This window comes from Syntrophomonas zehnderi OL-4 (assembly GCF_000983115.1).
Lineage (GTDB): Bacteria > Bacillota > Syntrophomonadia > Syntrophomonadales > Syntrophomonadaceae > Syntrophomonas_B > Syntrophomonas_B zehnderi.
In genome coordinates this window covers 185792-211829 of the sequence record NZ_CGIH01000026.1, presented here as the reverse complement: position 1 = coordinate 211829, position 26038 = coordinate 185792, and the positions used below count along the sequence as shown (strand labels likewise).

The 26038-nt window shown below is 44.4% G+C and carries 29 protein-coding genes and 1 rRNA gene; 5 read left to right on the top strand and 25 right to left on the bottom strand.

The window, feature by feature from the left end; all coding sequences use genetic code 11:
- Positions 1-51: 51 nt before the first annotated feature.
- From AAV90_RS07315 to ileS, 3 genes are all read right to left on the bottom strand, one after another.
- Positions 52-1419 (bottom strand): PFL family protein, encoded by a 1368-nt coding sequence (locus AAV90_RS07315; protein WP_046497150.1) that lies wholly within the window; start codon positions 1417-1419, stop codon positions 52-54.
- A 166-nt stretch (positions 1420-1585) separates the two neighbouring features.
- Positions 1586-1876, bottom strand: a complete 291-nt coding sequence (locus AAV90_RS07310) for an ACT domain-containing protein (RefSeq protein ID WP_046497147.1) — start codon at positions 1874-1876, stop codon at positions 1586-1588.
- Between the two features lies 1 nt (position 1877).
- Positions 1878-4661 carry an isoleucine--tRNA ligase gene (gene ileS, locus AAV90_RS07305; RefSeq protein ID WP_046497145.1) on the bottom strand — a complete coding sequence of 928 codons (2784 nt, stop codon included), beginning with the start codon at positions 4659-4661 and terminating at the stop codon, positions 1878-1880.
- Between the two features lie 312 nt (positions 4662-4973).
- Here ileS and AAV90_RS07300 point away from each other — a divergent pair, with 312 nt between their 5' ends.
- A complete protein-coding gene (locus tag AAV90_RS07300) occupies positions 4974-6254 on the top strand; it encodes a methyl-accepting chemotaxis protein (protein WP_046497144.1) in 1281 nt (426 codons plus the stop codon).
- Between the two features lie 244 nt (positions 6255-6498).
- On the opposite strand, the gene AAV90_RS07295 is transcribed toward AAV90_RS07300, so the two are convergent.
- The 7 genes from AAV90_RS07295 to AAV90_RS07265 all read right to left on the bottom strand — a co-directional run bounded on the left by AAV90_RS07295 (position 6499) and on the right by AAV90_RS07265 (position 12017).
- A complete protein-coding gene (locus AAV90_RS07295) occupies positions 6499-7266 on the bottom strand; it encodes an amino acid ABC transporter ATP-binding protein (protein WP_046497142.1) in 768 nt (255 codons plus the stop codon).
- Positions 7267-7280: 14 nt separating this feature from the next.
- The gene (locus tag AAV90_RS07290; protein ID WP_046497140.1) at positions 7281-7922 is read right to left on the bottom strand and encodes an amino acid ABC transporter permease; all 642 of its coding nucleotides are present in this window, start codon (positions 7920-7922) and stop codon (positions 7281-7283) included.
- 100 nt (positions 7923-8022) lie between these two features.
- On the bottom strand, positions 8023-8859 hold the full coding sequence (locus AAV90_RS07285; RefSeq protein ID WP_046497139.1) for an amino acid ABC transporter substrate-binding protein: 837 nt from the start codon (positions 8857-8859) through the stop codon (positions 8023-8025).
- Between the two features lie 133 nt (positions 8860-8992).
- Positions 8993-9616, bottom strand: coding sequence for an endonuclease III (gene nth, locus AAV90_RS07280; protein ID WP_198142832.1), 624 nt, complete (start codon positions 9614-9616; stop codon positions 8993-8995).
- A gap of 19 nt (positions 9617-9635) precedes the next feature.
- Positions 9636-10358 (bottom strand): amino acid ABC transporter ATP-binding protein, encoded by a 723-nt coding sequence (locus tag AAV90_RS07275; RefSeq protein ID WP_046497135.1) that lies wholly within the window; start codon positions 10356-10358, stop codon positions 9636-9638.
- Positions 10355-11014 carry an amino acid ABC transporter permease gene (locus AAV90_RS07270; protein ID WP_046497235.1) on the bottom strand — a complete coding sequence of 220 codons (660 nt, stop codon included), beginning with the start codon at positions 11012-11014 and terminating at the stop codon, positions 10355-10357. The genes AAV90_RS07275 and AAV90_RS07270 overlap by 4 nt, the downstream gene beginning before the upstream one ends.
- A 220-nt stretch (positions 11015-11234) precedes the next feature.
- Complete coding sequence (locus tag AAV90_RS07265; protein ID WP_084691506.1) at positions 11235-12017, bottom strand: basic amino acid ABC transporter substrate-binding protein; 783 nt, start codon at positions 12015-12017, stop codon at positions 11235-11237.
- 280 nt (positions 12018-12297) lie between these two features.
- Between AAV90_RS07265 and AAV90_RS07260 the strand changes: the two genes are divergently transcribed.
- Positions 12298-13194 (top strand): DMT family transporter, encoded by an 897-nt coding sequence (locus AAV90_RS07260; RefSeq protein ID WP_046497132.1) that lies wholly within the window; start codon positions 12298-12300, stop codon positions 13192-13194.
- 240 nt (positions 13195-13434) lie between these two features.
- Here the strand turns inward: AAV90_RS07260 and AAV90_RS07255 are convergent, their stop codons facing one another.
- The 13 genes from AAV90_RS07255 to AAV90_RS07195 form a co-directional block, all read right to left on the bottom strand.
- The gene (locus tag AAV90_RS07255) at positions 13435-13734 is read right to left on the bottom strand and encodes a DUF167 domain-containing protein (RefSeq protein ID WP_046497130.1); all 300 of its coding nucleotides are present in this window, start codon (positions 13732-13734) and stop codon (positions 13435-13437) included.
- Positions 13709-14230 carry a DivIVA domain-containing protein gene (locus AAV90_RS07250; protein WP_046497127.1) on the bottom strand — a complete coding sequence of 174 codons (522 nt, stop codon included), beginning with the start codon at positions 14228-14230 and terminating at the stop codon, positions 13709-13711. Before AAV90_RS07250 ends, AAV90_RS07255 begins: the two co-directional genes overlap by 26 nt.
- 31 nt (positions 14231-14261) lie before the next feature.
- Positions 14262-16175 (bottom strand): peptidase U32 family protein, encoded by a 1914-nt coding sequence (locus AAV90_RS07245; RefSeq protein WP_046497125.1) that lies wholly within the window; start codon positions 16173-16175, stop codon positions 14262-14264.
- Between the two features lie 225 nt (positions 16176-16400).
- Positions 16401-16661: a YggT family protein gene (locus AAV90_RS07240; protein ID WP_046497122.1), complete on the bottom strand. Its 261-nt coding sequence runs from the start codon at positions 16659-16661 to the stop codon at positions 16401-16403.
- A gap of 15 nt (positions 16662-16676) precedes the next feature.
- Positions 16677-17492: a pyrroline-5-carboxylate reductase gene (gene proC, locus AAV90_RS07235; protein ID WP_046497120.1), complete on the bottom strand. Its 816-nt coding sequence runs from the start codon at positions 17490-17492 to the stop codon at positions 16677-16679.
- The gene (locus tag AAV90_RS07230; RefSeq protein WP_046497118.1) at positions 17492-17920 is read right to left on the bottom strand and encodes a cell division protein SepF; all 429 of its coding nucleotides are present in this window, start codon (positions 17918-17920) and stop codon (positions 17492-17494) included. Before AAV90_RS07230 ends, proC begins: the two co-directional genes overlap by 1 nt.
- A 45-nt stretch (positions 17921-17965) precedes the next feature.
- Entirely contained in the window at positions 17966-18658 is a 693-nt protein-coding gene (locus AAV90_RS07225; protein WP_046497116.1) for a YggS family pyridoxal phosphate-dependent enzyme, read from the bottom strand.
- A gap of 59 nt (positions 18659-18717) precedes the next feature.
- The gene (locus AAV90_RS07220; protein ID WP_207642052.1) at positions 18718-19641 is read right to left on the bottom strand and encodes a biotin/lipoyl attachment domain-containing protein; all 924 of its coding nucleotides are present in this window, start codon (positions 19639-19641) and stop codon (positions 18718-18720) included.
- Positions 19642-19687: 46 nt separating this feature from the next.
- A complete protein-coding gene (locus tag AAV90_RS07215) occupies positions 19688-20734 on the bottom strand; it encodes a sensor histidine kinase (RefSeq protein ID WP_242847503.1) in 1047 nt (348 codons plus the stop codon).
- Between the two features lie 2 nt (positions 20735-20736).
- A complete protein-coding gene (locus AAV90_RS07210; RefSeq protein WP_046497111.1) occupies positions 20737-21465 on the bottom strand; it encodes a response regulator transcription factor in 729 nt (242 codons plus the stop codon).
- Between the two features lie 9 nt (positions 21466-21474).
- Positions 21475-22293: a peptidoglycan editing factor PgeF gene (gene pgeF / locus AAV90_RS07205; RefSeq protein ID WP_052729655.1), complete on the bottom strand. Its 819-nt coding sequence runs from the start codon at positions 22291-22293 to the stop codon at positions 21475-21477.
- A 13-nt stretch (positions 22294-22306) separates the two neighbouring features.
- Positions 22307-22759: a transcriptional regulator NrdR gene (gene nrdR / locus AAV90_RS07200; RefSeq protein ID WP_046497109.1), complete on the bottom strand. Its 453-nt coding sequence runs from the start codon at positions 22757-22759 to the stop codon at positions 22307-22309.
- A gap of 79 nt (positions 22760-22838) precedes the next feature.
- Complete coding sequence (locus tag AAV90_RS07195) at positions 22839-23135, bottom strand: YlmC/YmxH family sporulation protein (protein WP_046497106.1); 297 nt, start codon at positions 23133-23135, stop codon at positions 22839-22841.
- A gap of 281 nt (positions 23136-23416) precedes the next feature.
- Here AAV90_RS07195 and flgG point away from each other — a divergent pair, with 281 nt between their 5' ends.
- Positions 23417-24202 carry a flagellar basal-body rod protein FlgG gene (gene flgG / locus AAV90_RS07190; protein WP_046497104.1) on the top strand — a complete coding sequence of 262 codons (786 nt, stop codon included), beginning with the start codon at positions 23417-23419 and terminating at the stop codon, positions 24200-24202.
- A gap of 23 nt (positions 24203-24225) precedes the next feature.
- On the top strand, positions 24226-24585 hold the full coding sequence (locus tag AAV90_RS07185) for a rod-binding protein (RefSeq protein ID WP_046497101.1): 360 nt from the start codon (positions 24226-24228) through the stop codon (positions 24583-24585).
- 95 nt (positions 24586-24680) lie between these two features.
- Here AAV90_RS07185 and AAV90_RS07180 read toward each other — a convergent pair whose 3' ends face one another.
- The gene (locus AAV90_RS07180; protein WP_046497098.1) at positions 24681-25202 is read right to left on the bottom strand and encodes a hypothetical protein; all 522 of its coding nucleotides are present in this window, start codon (positions 25200-25202) and stop codon (positions 24681-24683) included.
- 282 nt (positions 25203-25484) lie between these two features.
- Here AAV90_RS07180 and AAV90_RS07175 point away from each other — a divergent pair, with 282 nt between their 5' ends.
- Positions 25485-25727 (top strand): ferritin-like domain-containing protein, encoded by a 243-nt coding sequence (locus AAV90_RS07175; protein ID WP_046497096.1) that lies wholly within the window; start codon positions 25485-25487, stop codon positions 25725-25727.
- A 138-nt stretch (positions 25728-25865) separates the two neighbouring features.
- Here the strand turns inward: AAV90_RS07175 and rrf are convergent.
- Positions 25866-25977, bottom strand: a 5S ribosomal RNA gene (gene rrf, locus AAV90_RS07170).
- Positions 25978-26038 lie beyond the last annotated feature (61 nt).

Genomic DNA, 26038 nt, shown 5'->3' with positions numbered 1-26038 from the left:
TCACCCACCGCTTCTAAAATCTATTATCCTCAGGGTTTGCCAAATCAATACCTAATTATTTAAAGAATGAATGGGCGCCGGGATACGGCCTCTGCGTTGTATAAACTGGGCCGGAGAACTTTGGTTTACCTGCATTATTGGGGCCCGGCCCAGTAAACCGCCAAACTCCACCCAATCCCCTACTTTTTTACCGGGAGCAGGTATAATTCTTACTGCGGTTGTCTTGCGGTTAATCATACCTATTGCCGCCTCATCGGCAATAATGGCCGAGATGATCTCAGCCGGAGTATCACCTGGAATAGCAATCATATCCAGACCGACTGAACAAACACACGTCATGGCTTCCAGTTTGTCGAGGGACAGAGCACCGGCTTCAACCGCATTTATCATTCCCTGATCCTCGCTGACCGGAATAAATGCTCCCGATAAACCACCCACGTAGGAGGAGGCCATCGCCCCGCCCTTTTTTACCGCGTCATTTAACATGGCCAGGGCTGCCGTGCTTCCATGCCCTCCTACCGTTTCCAGACCCATGGATTCCAAAATGTCGGCCACACTGTCCCCGATGGCGGGAGTAGGCGCCAGGGACAGATCCACGATACCAAATGATACACCTAGACGTTTGGAAGCTACCCGGCCAACCAACTCACCGGTACGGGTAATTTTGAAAGCGGTGTTTTTAATAATATTGGCAAGTTGACCGAAATCGGCTTTCGGATATTTTTTTACAGCGTTTAATACGACCCCGGGGCCGCTGACCCCTATATTGATTGTACACTCAGGCTCACCTGCCCCATGGAAGGCGCCTGCCATGAAGGGATTATCCTCGGCAGCATTGCAGAAAACCACTAGTTTGGCACAGCCCACGCCATCCTGCTGCGCAGTCAGCCGGGCGGTTTCTTTGATAACGCTGCCCATATGGTACACCGCATCCATATTGATCCCGGCCTTGGTAGTGGCTACATTAACCGATGAACATACCCGCTCGGTTGCAGCCAGCGTCTCCGGTATGGCTTCTATCAATGCCCTATCTCCTTTGGTAAAGCCTTTATGAACCAGGGCGGAAAAACCGCCGATAAAATTCACCCCGACCTCGTTGGCGGCTTTGTCCAGATAGGAGCCGATCTTAACCATGTCCGGACTGGATAGTCCATCGGCTACCATCGCGACCGGACTAATAGATATGCGTTTGTTAATTATAGGTATGCCATATTCTTTTTCAATATCATCCCCGGTCTTTACAAGCTCAGATGCATAACGCAATATTTTGTCATATATTTTTACGCCTGTTTCCTGACCGCTGCCGCCGCGGCAATCTAAAATATTAATCCCCATAGTAATAGTTCTAATATCCAGATTTTCAGTCTGCAGCATGGAAACAGTTTCCAATATCTCATCCTTGCTGATACTAAAAGGCATATAATCCACTCCCCGAATGCAGCTTATAACCGCTGTTATTCATGGTAATAAGGTTTTCATGTATAGCCAGAGGGAGATTCCCCTCTAAGGGACAACATATGTGTCTTAATATGACATTATTAATGTTTCCGCAGCGAGGGTGTTCCCCTTTTGTAAGTCTTTTTTCTTAAACCCGGTGCATGAATTTAAATATATCTTCATGCTGAACAGTGATCTTAATACCCATTTCTTCTCCCTTGCGGGTCAAAATATCCCTTAATGTAACGACATCTGTCTGGCTACCACTAGTATCCACCACCATAACCATTGTGAAAAATTCCTGCAAAATAGTTTGACTGATATCTAAAATGTTAATCTGTGCTTCAGCCAGAATCGTTGATATCATGGCGATAATCCCAACTTTGTCATGGCCCAGCACGGTAATTATTAGGCGTTTTCCTTCCTCCGGCCTGGTCATACTATCCCTCCATTTGCTCGACTACGGCGGCGCACCGACTGCACAGGGTAGTATGCTTCGTATTGGCACCCACCGACAGATCAATAATCCAGCAACGTTCACATTTGTTCCCCTCGGCGGCCTGCACCTTGACCCATACACCACTGACTTCATCCAGGGCCAGGGCATCTGCAGGCTTCTCATCCGCCGGTTTAACATCAACCCGGGATACGATCAATATTTTATCCAGCTGTCTGGTGTCCTGCAGCAGTTCCAGCCATTCAGAAGCGGCATATATGGTCACCCAGGCCCCTAAAGAGTGGCCGATGACCTTCTGGCTGCGCGCTTCTTCCATAGCTTTGGTAACAACTTCCCGCACCTGCAAAATCTTGTCCATCCTGGCTTCCAAGGCCTCGTCAAATTTCACTTTGCTTTCACTGGGCCATGCCAATAAATGCACACTGGCGGGATCATTTTCTTTTTTAATATATGTCCATATTTCTTCACACGTAAATGCCAGTACCGGTGCCAATATTACTACCAAATCATTTATGAGCCGGTAGAGTACGGTCTGAGCCGCCTTGCGTTCCGGGTCATTCTTGTCGTTGCAGTATAGCTTGTCTTTGATAACATCAAAATAAATACTGCTTAAATCTACGGTACAAAACCGATGGACGGTATGGAAAACCACATGAAACTCATAGTCGGCATAGGCTCTGGTAACCCTTTGCACCACTTTATTAAGTTTTAAAAGGGCCCATTTATCTAGTTCGGTCAATTGCTCATAAGAGACCGTATCCTTGACCGGGTCAAAATCGTAGAGGTTGCCCAGTATAAAGCGGCAGGTATTTCTGATCTTGCGATAAGCTTCACTGGACTGTTTGATAATGTTTTTCGAAATAGCTATATCGTTACGATAGTCGGCTGAAGATACCCACAAACGCAATATATCAGCACCCAGCTCCTCGATCATCTGCAGAGGATCCACAGTATTGCCCAGTGACTTGGACATCTTGTGACCTTTTTCATCGACTAAAAAGCCGTGGGTCAATACCTGTTTGTAAGGAGCCTTCCCCCGCACCGCTACCGCGGTTGACAGGGAAGAATTAAACCAACCCCGGTGCTGGTCGCTGCCTTCCAGGTACAGATCAGCCGGCCACCTTAAACCAGGGGTCGTCTCCAATACTGCCATATGGGATGAGCCTGAGTCAAACCAGACATCCATAATATCAGTTTCTTTACTGAATTTTTGCTGGCCGCAATGCGGGCAAACGAATCCATCCGGCAACAGCTCAGCGGCATCCTTCATAAACCAGATATCCGAACCGTGTTTTGCAAACAGATCGCTGATTCTTGCGATGGTTTCAGGAGTAATAATAGTTTTTTCACAGTGGTCACAATAGAAGATAGGAATAGGAACACCCCAGGTCCGCTGCCGGGATATACACCAATCACCGCGGTCTCTGACCATGCTGTAAATGCGCTCCCGCCCCCAGGAAGGAATCCATTGCACCTCGTCAATTGCCTGCAGTGCTTCCTGACGGAATCCATCTATGGAAGCAAACCACTGAGACGTAGCCCGGTAGATTATGGGGTTGCGGCAACGCCAGCAATAGGGGTATTGATGTTCATAGTCAGACGCCTTTAGCAGCATACCTAAAGATTCAAGTTCATCGATTACGTTTTTATTGGCTTTATGAACCGGAATTCCTTTAAACTTGCCGGCTTCTTCCGTAAATTTACCACTGTTATCTACAGGGGAAACTACCCCCAGTCCGTATTCCCGTCCTACGTAAAAGTCATCCTCACCATGTCCGGGGGCAGTATGGACACAACCGGTACCGGCTTCCAAGGTTACATGGCGGCCCAAAATTACCAGAGAATCCCGATCCACAAAGGGATGACGGCAAACCGCGCGTTCCATCTCCTGTCCCTTGAATTCTTTAAGTATCTGGCATGAATCCCAATTCAACTGAGCCGCAACATTCTCCAGCAAACCTTTGGCCACTACATATTTTTCATCGTTTACCTGCACCAGCAGATATTCATAATCCGGATGCAAGCAGATTCCTAAATTGGCGGGCAGTGTCCAGGGAGTGGTAGTCCAGATTATGATAAAAGCATCTTCCGGAACGACTCCTTTGCCATCTTTAATGGGAAACTTAACGTATATGGAAGGCGATACCTTGTCATTATATTCAATTTCGGCTTCCGCCAGGGCAGTCTCACAATCTCCGCACCAGTATACCGGCTTTAACCCTTTATATATATAGCCCTTGTTGGCCATATCTCCGAACACTTTTATCTGGATGCTTTCAAATCCAGGCTCCAGGGTCAGATAGGGATGGTCCCAATCCCCTCCTACGCCCAGGCGTTTAAATTCTTCCTTCTGAATATCCACGTATTTTAGGGCATAATCCCGACAATGCCGACGGAATTCAACCACATCCGTATGTTTGCGGTCAATCCCCAGGTTTTTGATGGCCTGTTGCTCAATGGGCAAGCCATGGGTATCCCAACCGGGTACATAGGGCGAATCAAAACCCAGCATTAAGTGCTGCTTAATAATTATATCCTTTAATATTTTATTTAAGGTATGTCCCAGGTGTATATCTCCATTGGAATAAGGAGGTCCGTCATGGAGTATAAATTTCTCATTGCCCTGGTTTTTATCCAGAACCTGCTGATAGATATTGTTTTCCTCCCAAAACTTTAATATCTCCGGCTCTTTATTGGGAAGATTAGCGCGCATGGGAAACTCAGTCTGCGGCAGGTTCAGGGTTGAATCGTATTTGCCTTTTGCCATTATATAAACACCTCACCAGTCATTTTGTTTGTCAACATATCATAAATAGTTAAGAAAAAACCTCTCATCCCAGGGGGCGAAAGGTAAAATCTTGAAACCCAATCTAATAATTAATTTCTTCCGGTATCCCTAAAAACTAATATATTTTAGCATATAGCCGGTGACATAACAACTGCCGCCCTAAAATTAGTGAGTTCTGTTATATAGAAAGCCAGGTAAACTATATATTATTTTATTTGGGAATTAAAGGTATTTTTGTTTTTTGTGGAGAAATAGCTATTAAGAGTATTAACACTCCAGGAGGGATTACAAGTGGGGGATATCGATCACAAAAAAAATAAACAGGCCATGCGCTTTAAAGTATGTTTAAGATCTGGACTAGGTGCTGCCCTGCTAGGCTTAGGCATCGGCATCTGTCTACATTTATATCCGCATATCAATCACATCCTGTTTGCCAGCATTTTCGCCGGCCTGGGCGGGGTCTGTATCGGGCTATATTCATCACATCGAAACTTGATTGAATTTGTTGATCCAGCCCTAATACTGGCTGATTTCGCTCAAACGGTAGCCAACGGCGATCTTAGCAAGCGGGTAAACCTTATAAACAGCGGCTATATGCAAATGGTGGCTGATGCCACGAACAACATGATTGAGCGTTTGAGAGATTTGATTGAGAATACCGGTCAGGTCGCCGAAATTATCACTCAATCTTCAGAAAACCTGTTGGCCTTATCTGAGGAAACGGGGATGGCCGCCCACGAAGTAGCCCAGGCCATGGGACAAATAGCGGCTGGTGCTGACGAACAAGCCAATTATTCTCAACACACTACTGATTTAATTCTGAATCTGGCGGAAACGATTGACGCTGTCGCTGAAAACACCCAAAAGTGTGTCCACACTTCAATACAGACCCAGCAAGCTATCAAGGACGGAGAAAATGCAATTGAACTGCAAAACAGCCGTATGCAGGAAAGCTATCAGGCTATTCAGGGAGCCAGCCAGACCGTAGAATTACTGAATGAAAACTCTACCCGTATCGAGCAAATCGTGGAGGTAATCAGCAGTATCGCTGACCAGACCAATCTTTTAGCCTTAAATGCAGCAATTGAGGCATCCCGGGCTGGAGAGCAAGGCAGGGGCTTTGCAGTGGTGGCCGATGAGGTGCGCAAACTGGCTGAACAGTCGAATTTATCAGCTCGGGAAATTGCCGGGCTGATTAAACAGATGCAGCTTAATATCCGTCAGATGGTGTTAGATATGAATGAAACCAGGGGTGTATACAAACAACAAGCCGAGGCAATCAATTCCACCAACCAGGTATTTGGCGCCATTGTTAAAGGCGTAACTAATATTGATAATGAAATAATTGAAATCTCCTCTGCCACTGAAGAAATGTCGGCTTCCACGGATGAGCTGGTGCAAGCGGTTAAATCAGTGGCAGTGATTGCTCAGCAAACTGCCGGTAATTCTGAAGAAGTCAGTCAACTGGCTGAAAACCAGGTTATCTCCTTACAAGCGGTGATCTCCGCAATCGAATTATTAAAAGAAAATTGTGCCAACGTAAAAAAATTGATTGACACCTTCAAGGTATAAAAAAACAGCAGTCAAAAATCTATTTTCTATCTAACCTCCAGAACAGCAGGCCATACTCACTCATGAAAATGGCGGGTTATACGGATGCTAAACGACATTCCCTGTCGGATTTTTAAGCATATGCGATGATGCCGACTTTTATAAATTAAAGATTAATTCCCCTACCGGGACTTCTGGTGCTACCTTAACGGTCGTTATAAAGGTTGCGGTGAAATTCCTTGTTATCCCGCATCTATTAAAGTTACTAACGAGCCATGAGCACTTTACTCAGGAAGTTCCTGGTTCTCTCCTGGCAAGGATTGAGCAGGACTTCCTCGGCCTTACCTTCCTCAACGATCAAGCCTTCATCCATAAAAATGACCCGCTGGGCAACCTCGCGCGCAAAGCCTATTTCATGGGTTACCACCACCATGGTCATGTGCTCCATGGCCAGGTCTTTCATAACCTGCAACACCTCTCCAGTTAATTCTGGATCCAAAGCGGAAGTCGGCTCATCAAAACACATAATATCTGGATTTAGGGCCAATGCCCGGGCAATAGCAACCCTCTGCTGCATTCCGCCGGAAAGTTCGAAAGGATAACTATTGGCATTATTCTCCAGTCCTACCTTGTTTAGCAGGGCCAATGCCGTTTCCCGGGCTTGATCCGGATCAGCCTTGTTGACCAGCAAAGGAGCCAGCATAAGGTTTTCCAGCACCGACATATGGGGAAATAAATTAAAGCTTTGGAAAACCATGCCCATTTTTTGTCGCATACGGGCAATGTCTTTTTCGCTGCTATAGACGGCTCTTCCACCTGCATCGTTTTCCACCATAATCCCGCCTTGAATTTCTATCCGACCTCTATCGATTGTCTCCAGCCGGTTAAGGCAGCGTAAAAAGGTGCTTTTTCCAGAACCTGAAGGGCCGATAATAGCTATAACTTCCCCTTTTTCAACCTGCAGAGAAATACCTTTTAATACCTCAGTACTATTAAATTTTTTGTAAATATCCTGTGCTTGCAATATATACATGGCGATTACTTCTCCTAACGATAATAATCCAGTCTGGATTCCAGCCATTTAAAAAACTGTTGCACAACGGCAGTCATTAATAAATAAAACAGGGCTGCAATCGCAAATGGGATCAGGGTATCATCTCTGACCGCATGGATCCGAGCCGCTCGTGACAGCTCACTAATGGCGATAACATAAACCAGGGCAGTATCCTTAACCAGGTTAATCACTTCATTGCCGACCGGAGGTATAACCCGCTTGAATACCTGGGGAAGGATAATTTTAGTCATGGTTTGGCGCTGGCTTAATCCCAGTACATCCGCTGCTTCGTACTGTCCTTTTTCTATCGATTGAATACCGGAGCGGAAAATCTCAGCCAGATAGGCCGCGTAGTTTAATACGAAGGCCAGATATACAGCCGTTTCACGCTCCACCCGCAACCCTATAACCATAAGTCCAAAATACCAGAACAACAATTGCAACAGCAGGGGCGTGCCTCTAAACAGCCAGACATAAAGCTCCATAAACCAGGCCAGTGGTTTAAAATGGGAAAGCCGGGCGATACCCATTACGACCCCCAGGGGCAAGGCAAATATCAGCACGATAAAAAAAAGCTGCAGGGTTACCGTCCAGCCTTTAAGCATGGAGGGCATCAAAGTTATAATATATTCCATCTCAATCCCCTTTATTAATGAAGGCATAAAGGATAGTGACAGGCTAACAATACTTCATCAGCCTGCCACGGTTAAATACCTTAAATCGTTTGTATTATACCTATTTGTTTATTATGTCTTTTCCGAGCCACTTTTCGGATATCCGGCTGGCTGTTCCATCGTTCTTCATAGCTGCTAAAGTCTTGTTAAGTTCGGCCTGGAAAGCTTTGTCACCTTTTCTTAAGCCCACTCCGAAATACTCCATTCCGAAGTTTTCATTAAGTACTTTGAATTCATTGGGATGATTTTGAACATAGTAGAGTCCTACTACTTCATCAACGATAACTGCCTGCAATCCGCCGCCTCTTAGATCCCGCAGGGCCATATCATTGGTGTCAAACTGTAACAGGTTGTCCTTGATAACATCAAATGTTTCTTTATCTGCCTCAACAGCCTCAATGGCGCTGCTAGCTGCTTGAATACCGATCTTTTTACCAGCCAGATCAGCCTTGGTTTTGATGGGTGAATTGGCTGGAACGATAATTATCTGGTAGTCTTTAATATAAGGGTCAGTAAACAACATCTCATTCTTTCTTTCCTCGGTAATCGTTAAACCGTTCCAGATCACATCAATATTGCCGCTGTCGAGTTCATCAGTTTTGGCGTCCCAGGAGATGGCTTGAAACTTTACATCTACACCCATTCTTTTGGCTGCTTCCTTAGCCAATTCAATGTCAAAACCTATGATTTCATTATTTTTGTCCCGGAAACCCATGGGCGGAAAAGCATCATCCAAGCCCACCACGAATTCTCCCTTGTCCTTGATATCCTGCCAGGATGTGTCGGCCTTAGGAGCCGGTTGGTTATCTCCGTCCTTGGGCGCCTTTGAGCCACAGCCAACCGCCAAAATGGAAAGGGAAAAACACAACAACAAAATGAGCGCTAGTTTTCTTTTCAACAAAAAAACCTCCCATAATTTATTTGACAACTATATTCTACTTTAACTCATTAAACAAGTAAATAATCTGCTGACGGTATTTTAATATATTTGTCCATGGCTTGTCTGCATGGCAAACATTAATTACCGTTATCTACAAAATGACTTTCTGACAATATGGTTCAATGCAGCAGTCTTGGCAGGCTGGCCGACGGGCTTTGCAAACCTTGCGCCCGTGAAAAATGAACAGATGATGGCTGATACTCCAGATTTCTTCGGGGAGAATGGCTTTCAGGGCTTTTTCAGTTTTTTCCGGATGTTTTTCTTCTACCAGTCCAATCCGGTTTACTACTCGCTGTACATGGGTGTCTACCCCTAAACCCGGCCGGTTAAAGCCCACCGCCATGATTACATTGGCACTCTTTCTGCCGATTCCCGGTAATTCCAATAACTGCGCAAAATCCTCCGGAACCTTGCCACCATATTTTTCTAACAAGATGGTTGATAACTGCCGGATGTTTTTGGCCTTATTTTTATAGATACCGACTCCCTTAATCCTCTCTTCCAGTTCGCCAATGTCCATAGCCGCAAAATCAGCCGGGGTATTGGCATCAACAAATAGATCGGCCGTTACCCGGTTGACCTGCTCATCCGTACTTTGGGCTGATAACACTACCGCTACCAGCAGTTCAAAGGTCGAATTATAATTAAGCATAGGCCCGGCATCGGGGTATGCTTGCTGCAATAATTCAATTATCTTTAGGCTTCGGTTTGCCACGATCATTTGCCCCGCCTTTTTATAATACCTTGCTCAGAAAAGATTGGGTACGTTCATTACGGGGGTTGTCAAATATCTGCTCGGGTGAGCCTTCTTCCATAATTTTCCCCTCATCCATGAAAAGAACCCGATGCCCCACTTCACGGGCAAAACCCATTTCATGGGTTACCACCATCATGGTCATCCCTTCGCGGGCCAGGTCTTTCATAACCTCCAAGACCTCCCCGACCATTTCCGGGTCGAGGGCGGAAGTCGGTTCGTCAAAGAGCATGACCTTAGGCTGCATAGCCAATGCCCGGGCAATAGCCACCCGCTGCTTCTGCCCGCCGGACAGTTGGTTGGGATATACATTGGCTTTATCGAGCAAGCCAACTTTTCTAAGCAGATTCCTGGCATTTTCTTGGGCTTCTTCTTTGGGGATACCCTTTATTTTTATGGGTGCCAGGGTAACGTTGTCCAAGGTGGTTTTATGCGGAAAAAGGTTAAAATGCTGAAATACCATCCCTACCTGCTCTCTGATCCTATCAATGTTAACCCGGGATTGGGTGACATCTTCCCCGTCAATCAAGATTTGCCCGGAATTAACCTTTTCCAACTGATTGACACATCTTAGCAGGGTGCTTTTGCCGGAACCACTGGGGCCGATTACGCAGACGACTTCCCGGGGAGCGATGTAACAGCTGACACCCTTTAGAACTTCCAGACTGCCAAAATTCTTGTGAATATTCTTCACTTCAATCATTCGGTCGCCAGTCTCCTTTCCACATAATCCCCTAACATAGCCAAAAGTTTTGTCATTATAAAATAGATGATCGCTACGGTTCCCCAGACCCAGGCAGCATTGTAACTCACTGAATACAGCAGCTTACCCCGCAGCGTCAACTCGGAAACGCCAATCAAGGAGACCAGGGAGGTATCTTTTAACATGGCGATAAACTCATTAATTAGGGGAGGAATTACTACCTTATAGGCCTGGGGCAGAATAATATACCACATCGTCTGACCATGAGTCATTCCCAGGGAACGGCCGGCTTCCATTTGTCCTTTATCGATAGCTTGAATTCCCGCCCGGACTATTTCTGCTATATAAGCCCCGCTGTTTAAACTACAGGCAATAACTGCAGCCGAAAAATCTCCTACATGCCCAAACATCGGAAGTATACCGAAATACAGCAGCAATATCTGCACAAACAAGGGTGTACCGCGGAAGAAATCGATATAAAATGTGGCTATACCGTATATAAGCCGCCGCTGCGGGGATAATTTGGCCAGACCGAATATTAGTCCCAATATCATGCCGAAAGCAACTGCCAAAGCGGTTAACTCCAAGGTGACCAGCGCTCCTAATAACAGGACATCCAGGTTGCTGGTAATTAATTTTAATCCATTGATTTCCATCAGGGTTTGTATAAAGTTGATACCAAAAAGACCGGGCATAACGTGAGACATATTTACCTCCCCAATTCACAAAATCTACCGGTGGGTTTATTGGTTTATAACAGTATTAAAGCCCGCTCAATCAACGTACCGGGTACGTATCAATCGCAGGCTCTAAATGCGCGGCTTGGCTTTACTTCTGTCAACAGCCTGAACCTTTTTGACAGTCGTTGGTTATACGTTACTGCTTAATCCATTTCTGGTAAATTTCATCGTATTTGCCGCTGGCTTTTACTTTTTCTAATCCATCATTTATAACATTGAGCATTTGCTTATTTCCTTTTTTAACGGCAATTCCATATTGGTCATCGGCTGAGAATACATCGCCCACTATTTTGGTCTTACCCTGGCCGGTTGTGGATATATATTCGTAGGTTACGGCATAATCGTTTATAACTGCATCAATACCGCCCTTTTCCAGTTCCATAAAGGCTTCTCCAACGCTGTCGAATATCTTTACGGTAGTATTGGGATCTTGCTTTTTAATGTCATTACAGGCATCAGCTCCAATGGTACCTACCTGTCCGGCTATCCGTTTGCCTTTTAAATCATCCGGGCTCTTAATTCCTTCGGTATCCTTCTGTACGGCAATGATAAGGCCGGCATTAAAATAGGGGGTGCTGAAATCAACCGATTTTTTTCTTTCTTCGTCGATCGACATCCCGGCGATGGCGCAATCGGCCTTATTGGATTGCAAAGCCGGAATTAATGATTCAAAGCCCATATGGGTAATCTCAGCTTTGTATCCTTCAGCTTCAGCGATAGCACGGATTAAGTCCATGTCAAAACCGACAAACTCATTGTTTTCTTTAAATTCGAAAGGCTTAAAACCAGCTTCGGTGACAACCCTTAATACCTTTTCCTGGTCTTGATTATCGGCGGCATTTTTACCGCAGCCGCTTACAGTCACCAGCATCCCCATTACGAGCAGGGCTGAAACCAAAATCGCAGTAATTTTTTTCAAACTTTCTCACTCTCCCCTTCTTAATCTACGTAATGCTAACTTAATAATTATACAGCTAACCGTATATAACGACAAGAAGTTTTCTATGGTTTAACCTGGTATTCCTAATAAATACGCCCTTTGCCCACCTTGATCAGATCATTTTTTTCCGGCTAAAATTGCTCTCCGTTTTGCAAATTGGGACATAATATAAAATAGTTGCTAAATCATTTGCAAATCATCAGGTTATCCCTTTTAGCCGTGGGACAGTCTGGTACCAGCTCAGATGGAGATATTAATAATGAACTCTGATTTTAAGCGCACTGAAGCAGAATTAATGATGATGCTGGTAGCCCTGATATGGGGTGTTACCTTGGTATTGATTAAAAATGCCCTGGCTGATATTGGGCCTTTTCTTTTTTTAGGTATAAGATTTATTTTAGCCTTTTTGTTTCTGGTTTTATTTTCCTTTAAAAATATTTTTAGATATAATGATACAACCCTGGCAGCCGGTTCATTGTTAGGCTTTTTCCTGTTTATTGGGTATGTTTTTCAGACCGTGGGCCTGCAGTTTACGACTTCCTCTAATGCCGGCTTTATTACAGGAGTTTCGGTGGTTTTAGTTCCCATTATGATGGCGGTTAAAAAACGCCAGCTGCCTTCCTGGCTGACTACCTTTACAGTAATTCTGGCAGCCGTTGGGCTGTTTCTTTTATCTGTGCCAGCCGGTAAAATCAGTCTGAGCTACGGTGATTTTTTGATATTAATCTGTGCTTTTGGATTTGCCCTGCACATAGTATTCGTAGATCATTACTCCCATCGCCATAATCCTGTGGCAATTACCGGAGTTCAGATTCTGTTCGTAGGCATTTTGTGTATGATAACCGGCCTGCTGTCAGAACCCTGGCCGGATCATTTCACCCTGAATGCAATTACCGCTATTATTGTAACTTCTCTATTTGCCACCTCCATGGCTTTTCTCCTGCAAAATTATCTGCAGAAATTCAGTACCCCTACCCGTTTCGCAGTAGTGTTAACATCGGAACCGGTATTTGCTGCCCTGGCCGCCTACCTGTGGGCGGGCGAGCTCCTATCCCAGCGCGCCTATACCGGGGCGGGACTGATTCTTTTGGCCATGCTTCTCTCCATCCTGCTGCGCAAAAAACCCGCTAACGACCCGTTGATGTCAAGGGTATAGGATGTTTGAGGTGTTTTAAAATCATATAGTCTTCTTTGGTTTAAAAAATGTATTATAGGCGTGGCGGGTGTTTTCTAATTTTGAATCGAGGTATTAAAAAGAAAGCATTTGTCAGCGGGGGTAATTTTAATTGCGTATTTGTCAATTAAAATAAGGTGCTAATTTTAAGTCTAATATTTCCTGTAGTAGGACACCCTTCCCTGGTTAAGAGCAGGGTGTTATGGAACTTGGGAAGAATTCCTACTCCTTGCTGATGGGGAGTTTTTCTCTTAGCTGCTCTGGGCTTAAGCCAAAGATAGCTACCAGTTTGTACCGCGATGTCTCTCCTCTGAGCAGGCTGATGTTCCTTCTGGGAAGATCTAATTCACGAGCCAGGAAGTCAATTAATGCCTGGTTAGCTTCACCTTCTACCGGCGGAGCAGTCAGCTTAATTTTGAGCCTTCCCTCCGTAACACCTACTATCTGGCTGCGCGATGAGCGAGGTTGTACCTGCACCTCCAGATAGATGCCATTATTATGGGGTGTTATCTTTAGTGTCATTTCTTGCCTCCATGTCCAGTTTACCTAAATTATCCAGAATGTCTTTAACATCTTTACTGAAGAAAAAATCGCTTAGTTCATCTGCCTTACGCTGACTGCGTTCCAGCATATCCAATTCACCTGTTATCTGGGCTTTTATTTCTGCGTTAAACATATTTAAGCGTTTAATAATCTCCTGATAAACCGTAAACGCTTCCGCAATTTTCTTTTTGGAATCCTCCAGAATCATATCGGCTTCCTTTTGGGCATTTATTTTTAGCATCTCAGCGGTTTGTTGAGCCAGGATTAGACTGTTATTCATCGTTTCCTCCAGTTTATGATAACGCTCCAGCTCATATCTTACCTTTTGCAGGCTTTCTTTTAACTGGGAATTTTCACTGTAGATGTTTTCAAAGTCCTGCGCCAGTCTATATTGGAAATTTTTTACTTCTTCCGGGTTGTAACCACGCAGGGATTTGTTAAACTGCTGGTTGCGTATTTCCATTGCGGTTATCATGATCCCATCCCCCTTATATTCTTTTACAAAATTAATGCAGGTTTGATTTATACAAAGGCATGGCCGTAAGTCCGTCCGGGAAGAGCCCCAAAATTTTTTCAAAACCGGAGGTAGCCTCCCAGTTACCGGCCATGATCTCGGTAATAGCATCCATATACAGGGCAACTACCTGACTTAGCAATCCGGATGGGTAGTATTGCCCATCTATTCGCAAAGATTTAAGTCCCCAGCCCATCAGTTCGGCCAAATAAGGATATAGTGATCTTTCCAGGGGATTATATATATGATTACGGCACTTGTAATCACTTAACACTTTATAATTCTGCCCATATTCATCCTGCAGGTCGACTGGGTTTCGCCTGCAATCCAAGGCACATCCGGAGTCTAAAACTTCACCCGAGTGGATACATAAATCAGTAATAATACCTGGCAACGGTCCTTGTACGAGTAGTTCCATATCTCCATCTTTGCCTAGCAGGCTGACCAGATCGGAACCTCTCATTTCCAATGCAACCACTATCCGTTTTGCTCCTGATTGTTTTAAAAAAGCGCTAGCCCGATCATTACAGACATTAAAACCGTAGCCGGTCCAAAGCATGATATCACTGGACCGCAATATCCTTAAACTGCCTAAATCATTAACAATCAGTCCGTCCAACTGACTTAAAAAAGATTGCTGGCTTAGTTCGTAAATATCGGTTAAATCCTGCTGACAAACGATTCGGGGCGTTTCCAGCAGTATTCGGCTGTCATATCCCCGGCAGATTTCCAATGCCTTTATAATATTCTCAGCCTCCCAATTGACTGCTTGCTGACGCATACTGTCGAGTCCCAAAACAACGTTGTTTATACCCATTTCCAGCATATTCTCTAGACCCTCAAAATCACCCACTTTGACCGTTAATTCGGGTTTTACCGCCACTGTGGGTATAGGTTTTTTAAGTTGCAGATCGGTATAAGTCAACCTGCTCAGCCGGATAGGCTTCGTAATAAAATGAGGCTCTCTGGCACCGCTTAAACCAATGTCATCCCAACTGGTACGCTTAAGAAAGCTGCCGGCTGTTAAATCTCTAATACGCCGGTCATAAAGTTTTTGACAATCATTTTCGGAAACGATATATGAATCGGGGTTATCCAGATATATGTCCAAAGCCCTACGGTATGTCGCCACGGTAAAAGCCAGATGTTCCTTACTGCGCATGCGCCCTTCTATTTTAAAGGAGTTGACTCCTGCTTCGATAAGATCCACCAGTTGGGGATAAAGACAGAGGTCTTGGTGGGCTAAATAGTATTGAGCTTCATGAGATTCCGGTTGAGAAACATGGGAGATTTTATAGGGCCAGCGGCAGGGTTTGCGACAACGCCCGCAGTTACCGCTCTCATCAAATATAAAACTGCTTAAGTAGCACTGGCCTGAATGAGAAATACATTGATCCCCATGCACAAAATACTCAAGCCCTAGGCAGGTTTCTTTATGAATAGCCCGGATCTCCTCCCGGCTCAGGTTTTTGGATAGGATTACCCGGCTGATACCCTGATCTTCAAGTAATTTAATGGCTGCCATATTATTGATGCCCATCTGCACACTGGCATGTAAGGGAATACGGATGTTAAGTTCCTGACATAGTTTTATCAGTCCTAAGTCCTGAATAATCAGAGCGTCAACTCCCAATTGATCAAGAAACAGCAGATAATCCTTTATTGCTTCGATTTCATTTGGTTTGTACAGGCTGTTTACAGTAATATATATTTTTTTGCCGAATTGGTGCAGTAAGCTGACAGCTTCGGTCAACTCAGTATCAGAAAAATTAAATTCTGGACGCAGCATGCGCATATTATAACGCTTGCCCCCCAGATATACTGCATCAGCACCTGATTTTACAACCGTTTCCAAAACCGCCATGGTTCCTGCCGGAGCCAAGAGTTCAATATTTTGCCCTGACATGCTGTAACTCCTTCAATCCGAAAATAGAATCAGATAAACCGGTAAATTGGATTTACCCATTGTTTTTTTTTTGACACTGGGTTTTTATTAGAATTATCTAAACTAAAAGGCTGCTTAACTTCTGAAGCAATGTTTTAGAAGTGGCGGTTAATTAAATCCACCCCTATCTAAAACATAGCTTCATTTTTTCATGCATGGTTATGTTCTGCAGACATAGGGTGTCAGTTAAAATATCCCTAACAATAGACTGATGATGACTCTGCGTACAATTTCAATGACAAAGATAACAAAAATTGGTGAAAAATCTATTCCGCCAATAGGAGGAATCAACTTACTGAAAGGAGCCATTACCGGATCAGTTATTTCATATATAAATCTAAAGACTGGCTGGGATGGATCGTGAGGCACCCATGACAAGAGTACCCGGGCAATGACTATATAGATATAAACTAAAAATATAGTATTTACTATACTTATTAATCCCAAAACAGAGAGTCCTCCTTAATCTTTTTTTTCGCCTAGTTCCTTGGATCTGATGCTGGCGGCCTCTACCGCGTTAAAGATAGCACTACGCACACCACCGGCTTCAAGTTGGCGAACACCAGCAATCGTTGTTCCGCCAGGCGAACATACCTGTGCTTTTAATATAGCAGGATGCTCCCCGCTGTCTTCCAGCATCGTAATACTGCCTTTAAATGTCTGTAAAACCAACTGGCGAGCAATATTGCTGTTAAGTCCCGCATTTACGGCAGCCTCCATCAAGGCTTCTACCAACAAAAAAACATAGGCAGGCCCACTGCCGGATACGGCTGTAACTGCGTCCATGTATTTTTCATCAATAATGATTGACTTGCCGCTGCCATTCAATAAAGCCCGCACAAAATTAAGATCATCGTCTGTAGTCCGACTGCCCGCACAAATAGCAGACATTCCCTCTCCAACCAGACTGGGTGTGTTGGGCATAACCCTTACTATCCGGGTTGGCTGATTATTCAGGTTTTTTTCCAGATCTACAGTTTTGATCCCGGCGGCTACTGATATGAGGAGTTTTTGATCATTCCAGAAAACAGCCGTATTATTAAGCACTTCCTGTACCTGGCCGGGCTTAACAGCCAGAATAACGATCTGGGATTTGCCTACTAAGTCACCGGCAGGCATAGCAACCGCCTTATAATCGTTAGAAAACAGATCCACCCTGTCCTGGTCAGGGTCGCACACGTAGATAAAGTCAGGTCTGTATTCAGAACTGCCGTGTATGCCTTTGAGCAAGGCGTAAGCCATTTTCCCGCAACCAATGACACCCAGGTTAAAAGACATTATCTGTCTCCTCTAAAGGCATCTGTCAGCGCGCCGCCTTTTCGCATCAGGGAACGATGATCTTTGGTAACCTCAACATTAGAAGGCGCAAATAAAAATATGTTGCGTCCCAATTGCTGGCTTTGCCCATCTAGTGCATAGACCGTACCACTTATAAAGTCAATAATCCTTTGGGAAATTTCCGGAGGCGTATTTTCAAAATTAAGAATAACCTGTTTGCGATTTTTAAGGTGATCGGCTAAAGCTTGTACTTCTTCAAACCTTTCCGGCTCGCAGACGACTACTTTTAGATTTTTGTTTGTATGAATACTGACTAGATTATTGGTTGCTTTGTTTTCGCGTTCGACCGCAGCAGGGAGTTCCATTACGTGTTCTTCTACCTCAGTCTGTACCCCCAACCAGCTCCAAAAGCTATCTAACAATCCCATTTTAACCCTCCTAAAATTTTGAATCTTTTAAGGCATCTTTGTTATTTATGTAAAAATGGCACTGCCTATACGCACCATATTGGCCCCTTCTTCCACTGCCACCTCATAATCCTGGGACATACCCATGGAAAGGTATTTTAATTCAACCTGAGAAAATGATTTTTCTTTGAACTTATCCCTAAGGGCTGCCAATTCTGCAAAAACAGGTCGGCTTTCCTCTCCTGCGGAGCTTAAAGATGCCATGGTCATAAAACCTTTTACCCGCAAAGCGGTCAATTCTCCGACCGAGTCCAGAAACCCTCTTACATCAGCGGGATCAACTCCGGCCTTTTGGGTTTCCCCCGATATATTTACCTGAAGCAGTACCGGCATTTCAATATTAAGATTTTGGGCTCTTTTATTTATTTCCTGAGCCAAATGCCAACTGTCCAAGGAATGAATGAGTACCGCTTTGCCTACAATATCTTTTACCTTGTTGGTTTGCAACCTGCCAATCATGTGCCAGTTAGCCTGCGGGATTGCTTGCTGCTTGCTTTTCAGCTCCTGGGTGCGGTTTTCCCCAAAATCGTGTATCCCCAAATCAAAGGCGGCTTGAGCTTGGCTGATATCAACCGTTTTACTAACGGCTATCAGGGTAACGTCCTTGCCGCTGCGGCCCCCGTTCCGGGCGGCCCGGTCAATTTTTTGCTGTATTTCCACTATCCTTGATTTTAATTCTTCTATTTGCGAATACGACATAATTTCCATCACCTTTGTATCTGCACTAGAAGCGTTTCATAAATAGATTTTCGTCCCGGTTATAGCTTTTGTTTGACTGCTGCGGGGTTAACAACTATTATGTCATTTGCTTCAATTCCCTCAATTACAGCAATATCGTCTTTTTGGTCTAAAACCTTGACAGTCTTAAATATTATATTTTCGCCCTTCGTGCAGTATATTCCTTTTTCTTGTCCCCTTTTAACCAGAGATTTTTGGGGTACAAGATAGCCATCACTGGAATTATAGACCATTTCCACTTCCAATAAGCGACTATCCAGCAGTTCCTCCAGAAAATCATCGCTTTCAAGCAGCAGGAAAATTTCATCATTATCCCGCTTATAGTCCGCTACCTGGAAAAACCCCAGCGATTTATCTTTGACTAACAGTTTCACCTTCTGCTGTTTGTTAATGGTCAGATCGGGATCCGACACGGGAAAATGAGCCAATATTAAGCTTGGAATCAGATTATTGACAATTTTGAATACACCTTGGCCGGCCTTTATTTCATCAGTATTTGGAGGCAACAACGGCTGGTACTTGAAAACCTCCGGTCCAACTGATGCCAGCTTGATATCACTAAGAGCCGCCTCCAACCCGTCCACCCGACGGGTATATATCCCTGCGGTCGGGGCATACAGCGCGGTTTTACGACCCGAATTCAGGTAATAACCGACCAGGGTACTGCGGGCCACCTTGTCTCTCTCGGCCACCGCATTCTCAAAACGCCCCACGGTCGGAGCCTTTACCGTAATTTCACTGCGCAATACCAGCCCTTGGCCCTTTAGCTTGTCCTCCAGACAACCGTAGATAGGGACGGTTGTATCCAGTTGCTTGCGGCCGTACCAGACACTTATATTTTGCCCGGTCTTATAGATTAAACCCGTGCCCAAAAATAATATTAGGATTAGTAAGGCACATTTTAACAACCGTTTTTTTACAATTTCCCTTTCATGGCGTTTCATCCGGTCGGACAAATAAATCACTCCGTTTTAAAATATTGGGGATTCTTTATAGAGCAATAAAGCTTACGCCAAAAATTGAGCCTTTCCCAACTTCACTTTCAACAAATACTTCTCCGCCATGCAATTCCACAATATGTTTCACGATTGAAAGCCCCAGTCCCGTGCCTCCCTGATCCCGAGAACGGGCTTTATCCACCCGGTAAAAACGTTCAAAAACCCGCGGCAGGCTTTCATGTGGAATGCCCACGCCAGTATCGGTAAAAGTAGTTATCAGACGGCTATCCTGTTTTCTGCATCTGATAATAATACTGCCGTTTTCGGGGGTATATTTTATGGCATTATCCAGCAGGTTAATAAAGACCTGGTTTAGCAGATCCTCGTCCGCCAGGATATACGACAAGTCACGCCGGTAAATTAATTCTACCCGCAGGGATTTTTCGCTTATCTGAGGCCCCAGGATGTTTAATGCACTACGCATCGAAGTTAACATGCAGACCGGTTTGGGACGCATACTTTTTTCTTTCGATTCGATAGCAGACAGGGTCAGCAAGTCCTCAATCAATCGGCTTAAACGGTTGGTTTCAGCATCGATAATAGACAAGAAGCGCCGACATTGTTCGCTGTTTTCCATAGCCCCATCCAGCAATGTTTCAACGAAACCTTTGATGGATGTTAAAGGGGTTCTTAGTTCATGGGAGACATTGCCTACGAATTCTGATCTCATCTGGTCGAAATTACGGGCATCGGTCACATCCTGAAAAACCGCTACCGCACCGTTAATATCTCCGGCGGCATCTTTTTGGGCCGTTACATGTACCCGGTAAATCTGGGTATTCGGTCTGATAACGGTTTCGGTAAAGACTTCTTTACCGGTTTTTAATACCTCGGAGATCATATGAAATATTTTTTCGTTATCTGTAATGCTGGAGAAGGTTTGTCCAATCATTATCCCTTCCCTGACCCAAAAAATGTTCTCCGCCGCTTTGTTGGCCAGTATAATGCGGGAATCCTGGTCAAACACCAGCACCCCTTCGCCCATATTGCTCAAAATAGTTCCTATTGTTCCATGGTCTTGCACTGACTGGGTCATCATTATCACCTTCTATGCACCGGCCCGTCTTTTTCAACGAACTTGTAACCTACCCCGCGAACAGTTTCTATATAATCCGGATAGGAAGAATCATCGTTTAGCTTCTGGCGGAGATGCCGGATGTGAACATCAACGGTACGGGTATCGCCCGAAAACTCATAACCCCATACTTTCGCCAAAAGGATTTCACGGGTAAAAACCTTACCCTGATTGACTGTCAATAGCCTTAAAAGTTCAAACTCTTTAGGAGTCAGTTCCAGTTTGGTTTCCCCCATAAAGGCTTCGTATTTGTCAGGTACCAGGGTCAAATCTTTAAAAACGTAAGCCTTTACGCCTGCCGCTTTTTCGGCATCCAGTATCTTTACCGCCCTTAGCCGCGCTTTTACCCGGGCCAGCAACTCCCGCGGACTGAAAGGTTTGGTTATATAATCATCAGCCCCGGCTTCCAGCCCCAGGATAGTTTCGAATTCTTCGCCTTTGGCAGTAAGCATAATAATAGGAATAAATTTATAGTTTTTATCCTGCTTAAGGGTATGACAGACTTCCAAACCATCAATATTCGGCAGCATGATATCTAGAATAATAAGATCCGGGTTTTCGGACTCCACCTGTTGCAGCGCACTTAAGCCATCATATGCTACCACTACCTCAAATCCCTCTTTTTCCAGATTAAATTTAACGAGTTCAACGATATAGGTCTCATCATCCACAACCAGTATTTTAGAGACAGACAAAGTATCACCTCAATGTTTTAGAGCAATTAGCGCCCCCATCCTCCCTGTATCTCCGTTGTCTCTGCGATAGGAAAAAAACAGTTCCGGATGACAGGCCGTACACAAGTTGCTGCTTGTTATATGATGGGGTTTAACTCCATACTTGATAAGCATCTGGCGATTTGTTTCCGGCAAATCCCAGTAAAACTCATTTGAATCTGTAGTCTTAATAATACCATTATATCCCGTAAAAGCCTGATTTACTTTATCATATAAATCACTAGCTACCTGAAAACAACAACCTGCAATACCTGGTCCGATAGCAATATGTACTTCACCACTGCGACTGTTGTATTCCTGTTCCATAGCTTTTAACGTTTTTACAGCTATTTGGGCCATGGTTCCTTTCCAACCGCTATGGGCGACACCAACTGCCCGATGAACCGGATCAAAAAAGAAAATCGGAATGCAATCGGCATAAAATGTAAACAAAAACACACCCGGTGTATTCGTAATCAGGCTATCACAGTTGGGTATGGCCTGCTCATGCCGGAAAGCCCCTTGACCTTGCTGGCTTTTATTTACACTTTGAATAATGTCGCCGTGTACTTGTTGGCAGCACACAGCCTGTCCTAGTTCGGCGTCAAAAATGCGCAAAACATTGCGGCGATTGGTCAATACTTTTTCAGCTTGATCCCCAACGTGCAAACCCAGGTTGCACGCCTCAAATGCCCCGGTGCCACAGCCACCCCGGCGGGTTGTAAAAGCTATATCAACCCCGTCTTGCAGCCAGCTGTCAATACTAAAATACTCCTGGCCTTTTCTATTATAAAGCTGCCATTCACTCATTAAACTCCCTGCCTTACTTCTGTTTCATCTGATCTATGGTGTTAATAAAGCTGTTTAAATCAGTAAACTGGCGGTAGACTGAAGCAAAACGGACGTATGCGACCTCATCCAGATCGCGTAGCCTGTCCATAACCATTTCGCCAATAACCATACTGCTTATTTCCCGTTCATTGACGTCACGAAGATCCAGTTCAATCTGCGCTACAATATTTTCAATAGCTTCGATACTCACCGGCCTTTTTTCACAGGCCCGGCTAATACCATTAAGCAGTTTATTGCGATCAAACGGTTCCCGGGTGCCGCCCTTTTTAATCACCAAGAGGGGCCTTTCTTCCACCCGCTCATAGCTGGTGAACCTTCTTTTGCAAACGATGCATTCCCGGCGCCTCCTGATGGAAAGACCGTCTTCACAGGCCCGGCTATCTATAACCCGGCTATCGGCTTCACGGCAATAAGGACAACGCATCCTCATCACTCCCATTCTGGAAAATGGCTACTGCACTTATTATGAACAAAAAAGCCAACAAATTCAACTTTTATGCGATTTAGTAAGGTCCTTCATCCAGCATATATTTTTTATTGTACGGTTGTTGATCTACTTCACCGAAGATAGGCACTTCAACTAATATGACATCCCGTCCGATACGCACGATCTTCTCCCAGGGCACGACGATCTCTTCCCGCCTGGAGAATATACTCCAACCCCTTAACCGTCCCGGAAGAATAAAGGATAATACTTTGCCTCTTTCCATATCCAGATCAATGTCAATTATACTGCCGAGTTTTTTTCCGTCCAGTACATTTACTACTTCCCGCGCTCTAAGATCCGATATTTTAACCACCCAATCACCTCCTACTCCAACTAATATATGAAAAGTAGAGCTAAAAGTTGCCTAAAGCTGCTATCCAAAAAAACATACAAACGGTATATACTTCTTGATTGTAGAAACAAAATGGCATTTACAGCTAAATATTTTTCTGCCATACTACGATATAAGAAATAGTGTAATTTATGGATATTATCACGATAAACGGGCTGGACTCATATGGAGAGGCCCGCACGGTACTGAGCGATTGAGGTGCCGGATTAGAATTTAATATCATCTCAAGGAGGATTTTTATTATGATGCGGTCTCTTTATACTGCGAGTACAGGTATGTATGCGCAGCAGCTTAATGTTGACAATTTAGCCAATAATATGTCCAACGTTAATACTGTGGGCTTTAAAAAACAGCGGGTCGAATTTCAAGATCTACTGTATCAAACCATTAAACGGCCTGTCTCCACCGAAGAAACCAACCAACCGGTAGGCTTGTCAGTCGGCCTGGGGGTCAAACCAGCCGCTATTGCCACCCTGTTTTCCCAGGGTACCCTGCAGAATACCGAAAACCCTCTGGATGTAGCAATTAACGGTGACGCTTTTTTTAAAATCATGGTAGAAGGTTTTGACGAACCGCTGTATAGCAAAGATGGTTCTTTTAAGATTGACGGTGAGGGCAATCTGGTTACGGCTGATGGAAACAAGGTAGTCGGAGCCGAGCAAATAGATGAAGGAGCCTATGACGTTAAAATTGACGAAACCGGACTCGTTAGTTATATGATTGCGGGTCAAAATGACGCTCAGGAAGCCGGTAGAATAGAACTGGCCAGATTCACAAACCCGATGGGACTTGAAAGGGTGGGCAATAATCTGTATCAAGCTACTCCAAATTCAGGAGAACCCCAGGATTGCGACCTGCTTACCGATAAGTCGGTTTCGCTCATACCGTGCCACCTGGAAATGTCCAATGTGAAGATCGTTGAAGAAATGGTTAATCTAATAACGGCGCAGCGGGCCTATGAAATAAACTCCAAAGTAATTCAGTCCTCCGATGAAATGTTACAGACAGCCAGCAATTTGCGCAGGTAATTAACCAAAAGAGGTAGATAAGCATGGAAATCAAAAACAGCTTGATAAATATCGGAATGGGTACGCCCTACACCAAGCCCCTGGATAAAACCCAGAGTAAGGAGTTTTCCCGCACCCTACAGGCTGCACTGGAGACCAGTGACGAAAAAAAACTCTACGCCAGTTGTCAGGAACTAGAAAGTATATTTCTGTCCAAGGTTCTGGAGTCGATGCGAGCTACGATTCCCGATGGAGGGTTGCTGAAAAAATCCTTTGCCGAAGAGACATTTGAATCGATGCTCTATGATGAATATGCCAAAGAATGCAGCCAAACCGGTTCACTGGGACTAGCGGATATCATCTATAAACAATTAAGTGTTAATTTAAAAACTACTGCAAAATAATAAACAGTTAAAAAGTCAAGTTGGGAGTCAGGATATCACCATTGATCCTGACTCCTTTTATTCTAAAAGAATACCGTATAATGTGCTATATTTCATCATTTAGGCTGGCGTTTTTTAGTTCTGGTTTTGGGGTTCCCCCGACTAGAGTTGAACACACTGCGGTTAGCACCCGTATAGCGGGGATACCGCGCCGCTGCAGCAGATCTTCGACTGATCCTATCACTATTATTAGGACTGACAAGCGCGGGCGGGATATCGCTCTCTGCAAAATCAGCTACCGGTATCTCTTCTCCTTCGTCTGCAATAAACACTTCTTGACCCAAATCTGCCATTACCATTCGCAGCAGTTCCAGGTGTTGTTTATGGTGCTCCGTGTTACGAATTAGCCCTTCAGCAGTTAACGCGGCTAGTTCCTCTGTATTACCGCTACTCAGCAAGTTATCCTTCAAAGAATTTAATATCTCTAAGTGCTCCCCCTCACGTTGCAATACACCTTGAACTATTTTTTTTAAAGTAGGATTATTCATTTCCTGGAAATAGCTTGCATAGCTTTCCTTGGCCGCCTCCTTATCCGAAATTGCCCGATTAAGCAAGGTTAACAAATCCCCAGAATCCATTAGTAGTACCACCTTTCATATTTTAGCTTACATTTTTCTCCTACCACATAATATGAGCTACACTACAATCTGTTACAAAACAACAGGCGGACGTCTTCTAGTGCAATAATTAGAAAAAACTAGACATTCCGGACTTTTATAATTATTCTTTATGCTGTTAGTTGCCATTTTTAATATACTCTTACATAGGCGGTAACAACTGGGAATCTATGAGCATACACTATAGTGTTTAAAGGTGTAATATAACCAACAATTTTCTCTTATTAAAAGGAGGTGAATCGTATGTCCCATTCCAGACCTGGATATAATCACAAACCCCCTTCACCAAATAATTTCTGTCATATGGTAAAAGAGGCGATTACCGATGAAATCGATGCCGTCCAAATGTATGCTAAAATGGCCAACATGGTAGATAATATGACCTTAAAAACCTTGATTCTTAGTATTGCTGGAGATGAGTATGGTCATGCCAAAACCTGGATCGCCATAGATACCCTGCTATGCGGCCACCATTCCCAATGCTAAATGTATAGTCAATATAGCCAGAAGAGGCTTTCCTTCCAGGAAAGCCTCTTCTAAACGTGTCAAGGGGACGGTTCTTTTGACACTAAACGTGTCAAAAGAACCGTCCCCTTGACACCCTTGACAACAGAAAAAAATAATTCCTGGCAACGTCCTACTCTCCCACAGAATCTGCAGTACCATCGGCGCAGGAGAGCTTAACTGCCGTGTTCGGGATGGGAACGGGTGTGGCCTCTCCGCCATTGTCACCAGGAAATCATATTTCTTTATTTACTTCATTCAATGGCGGATACCGCCATTGCAACGCTGCCAGT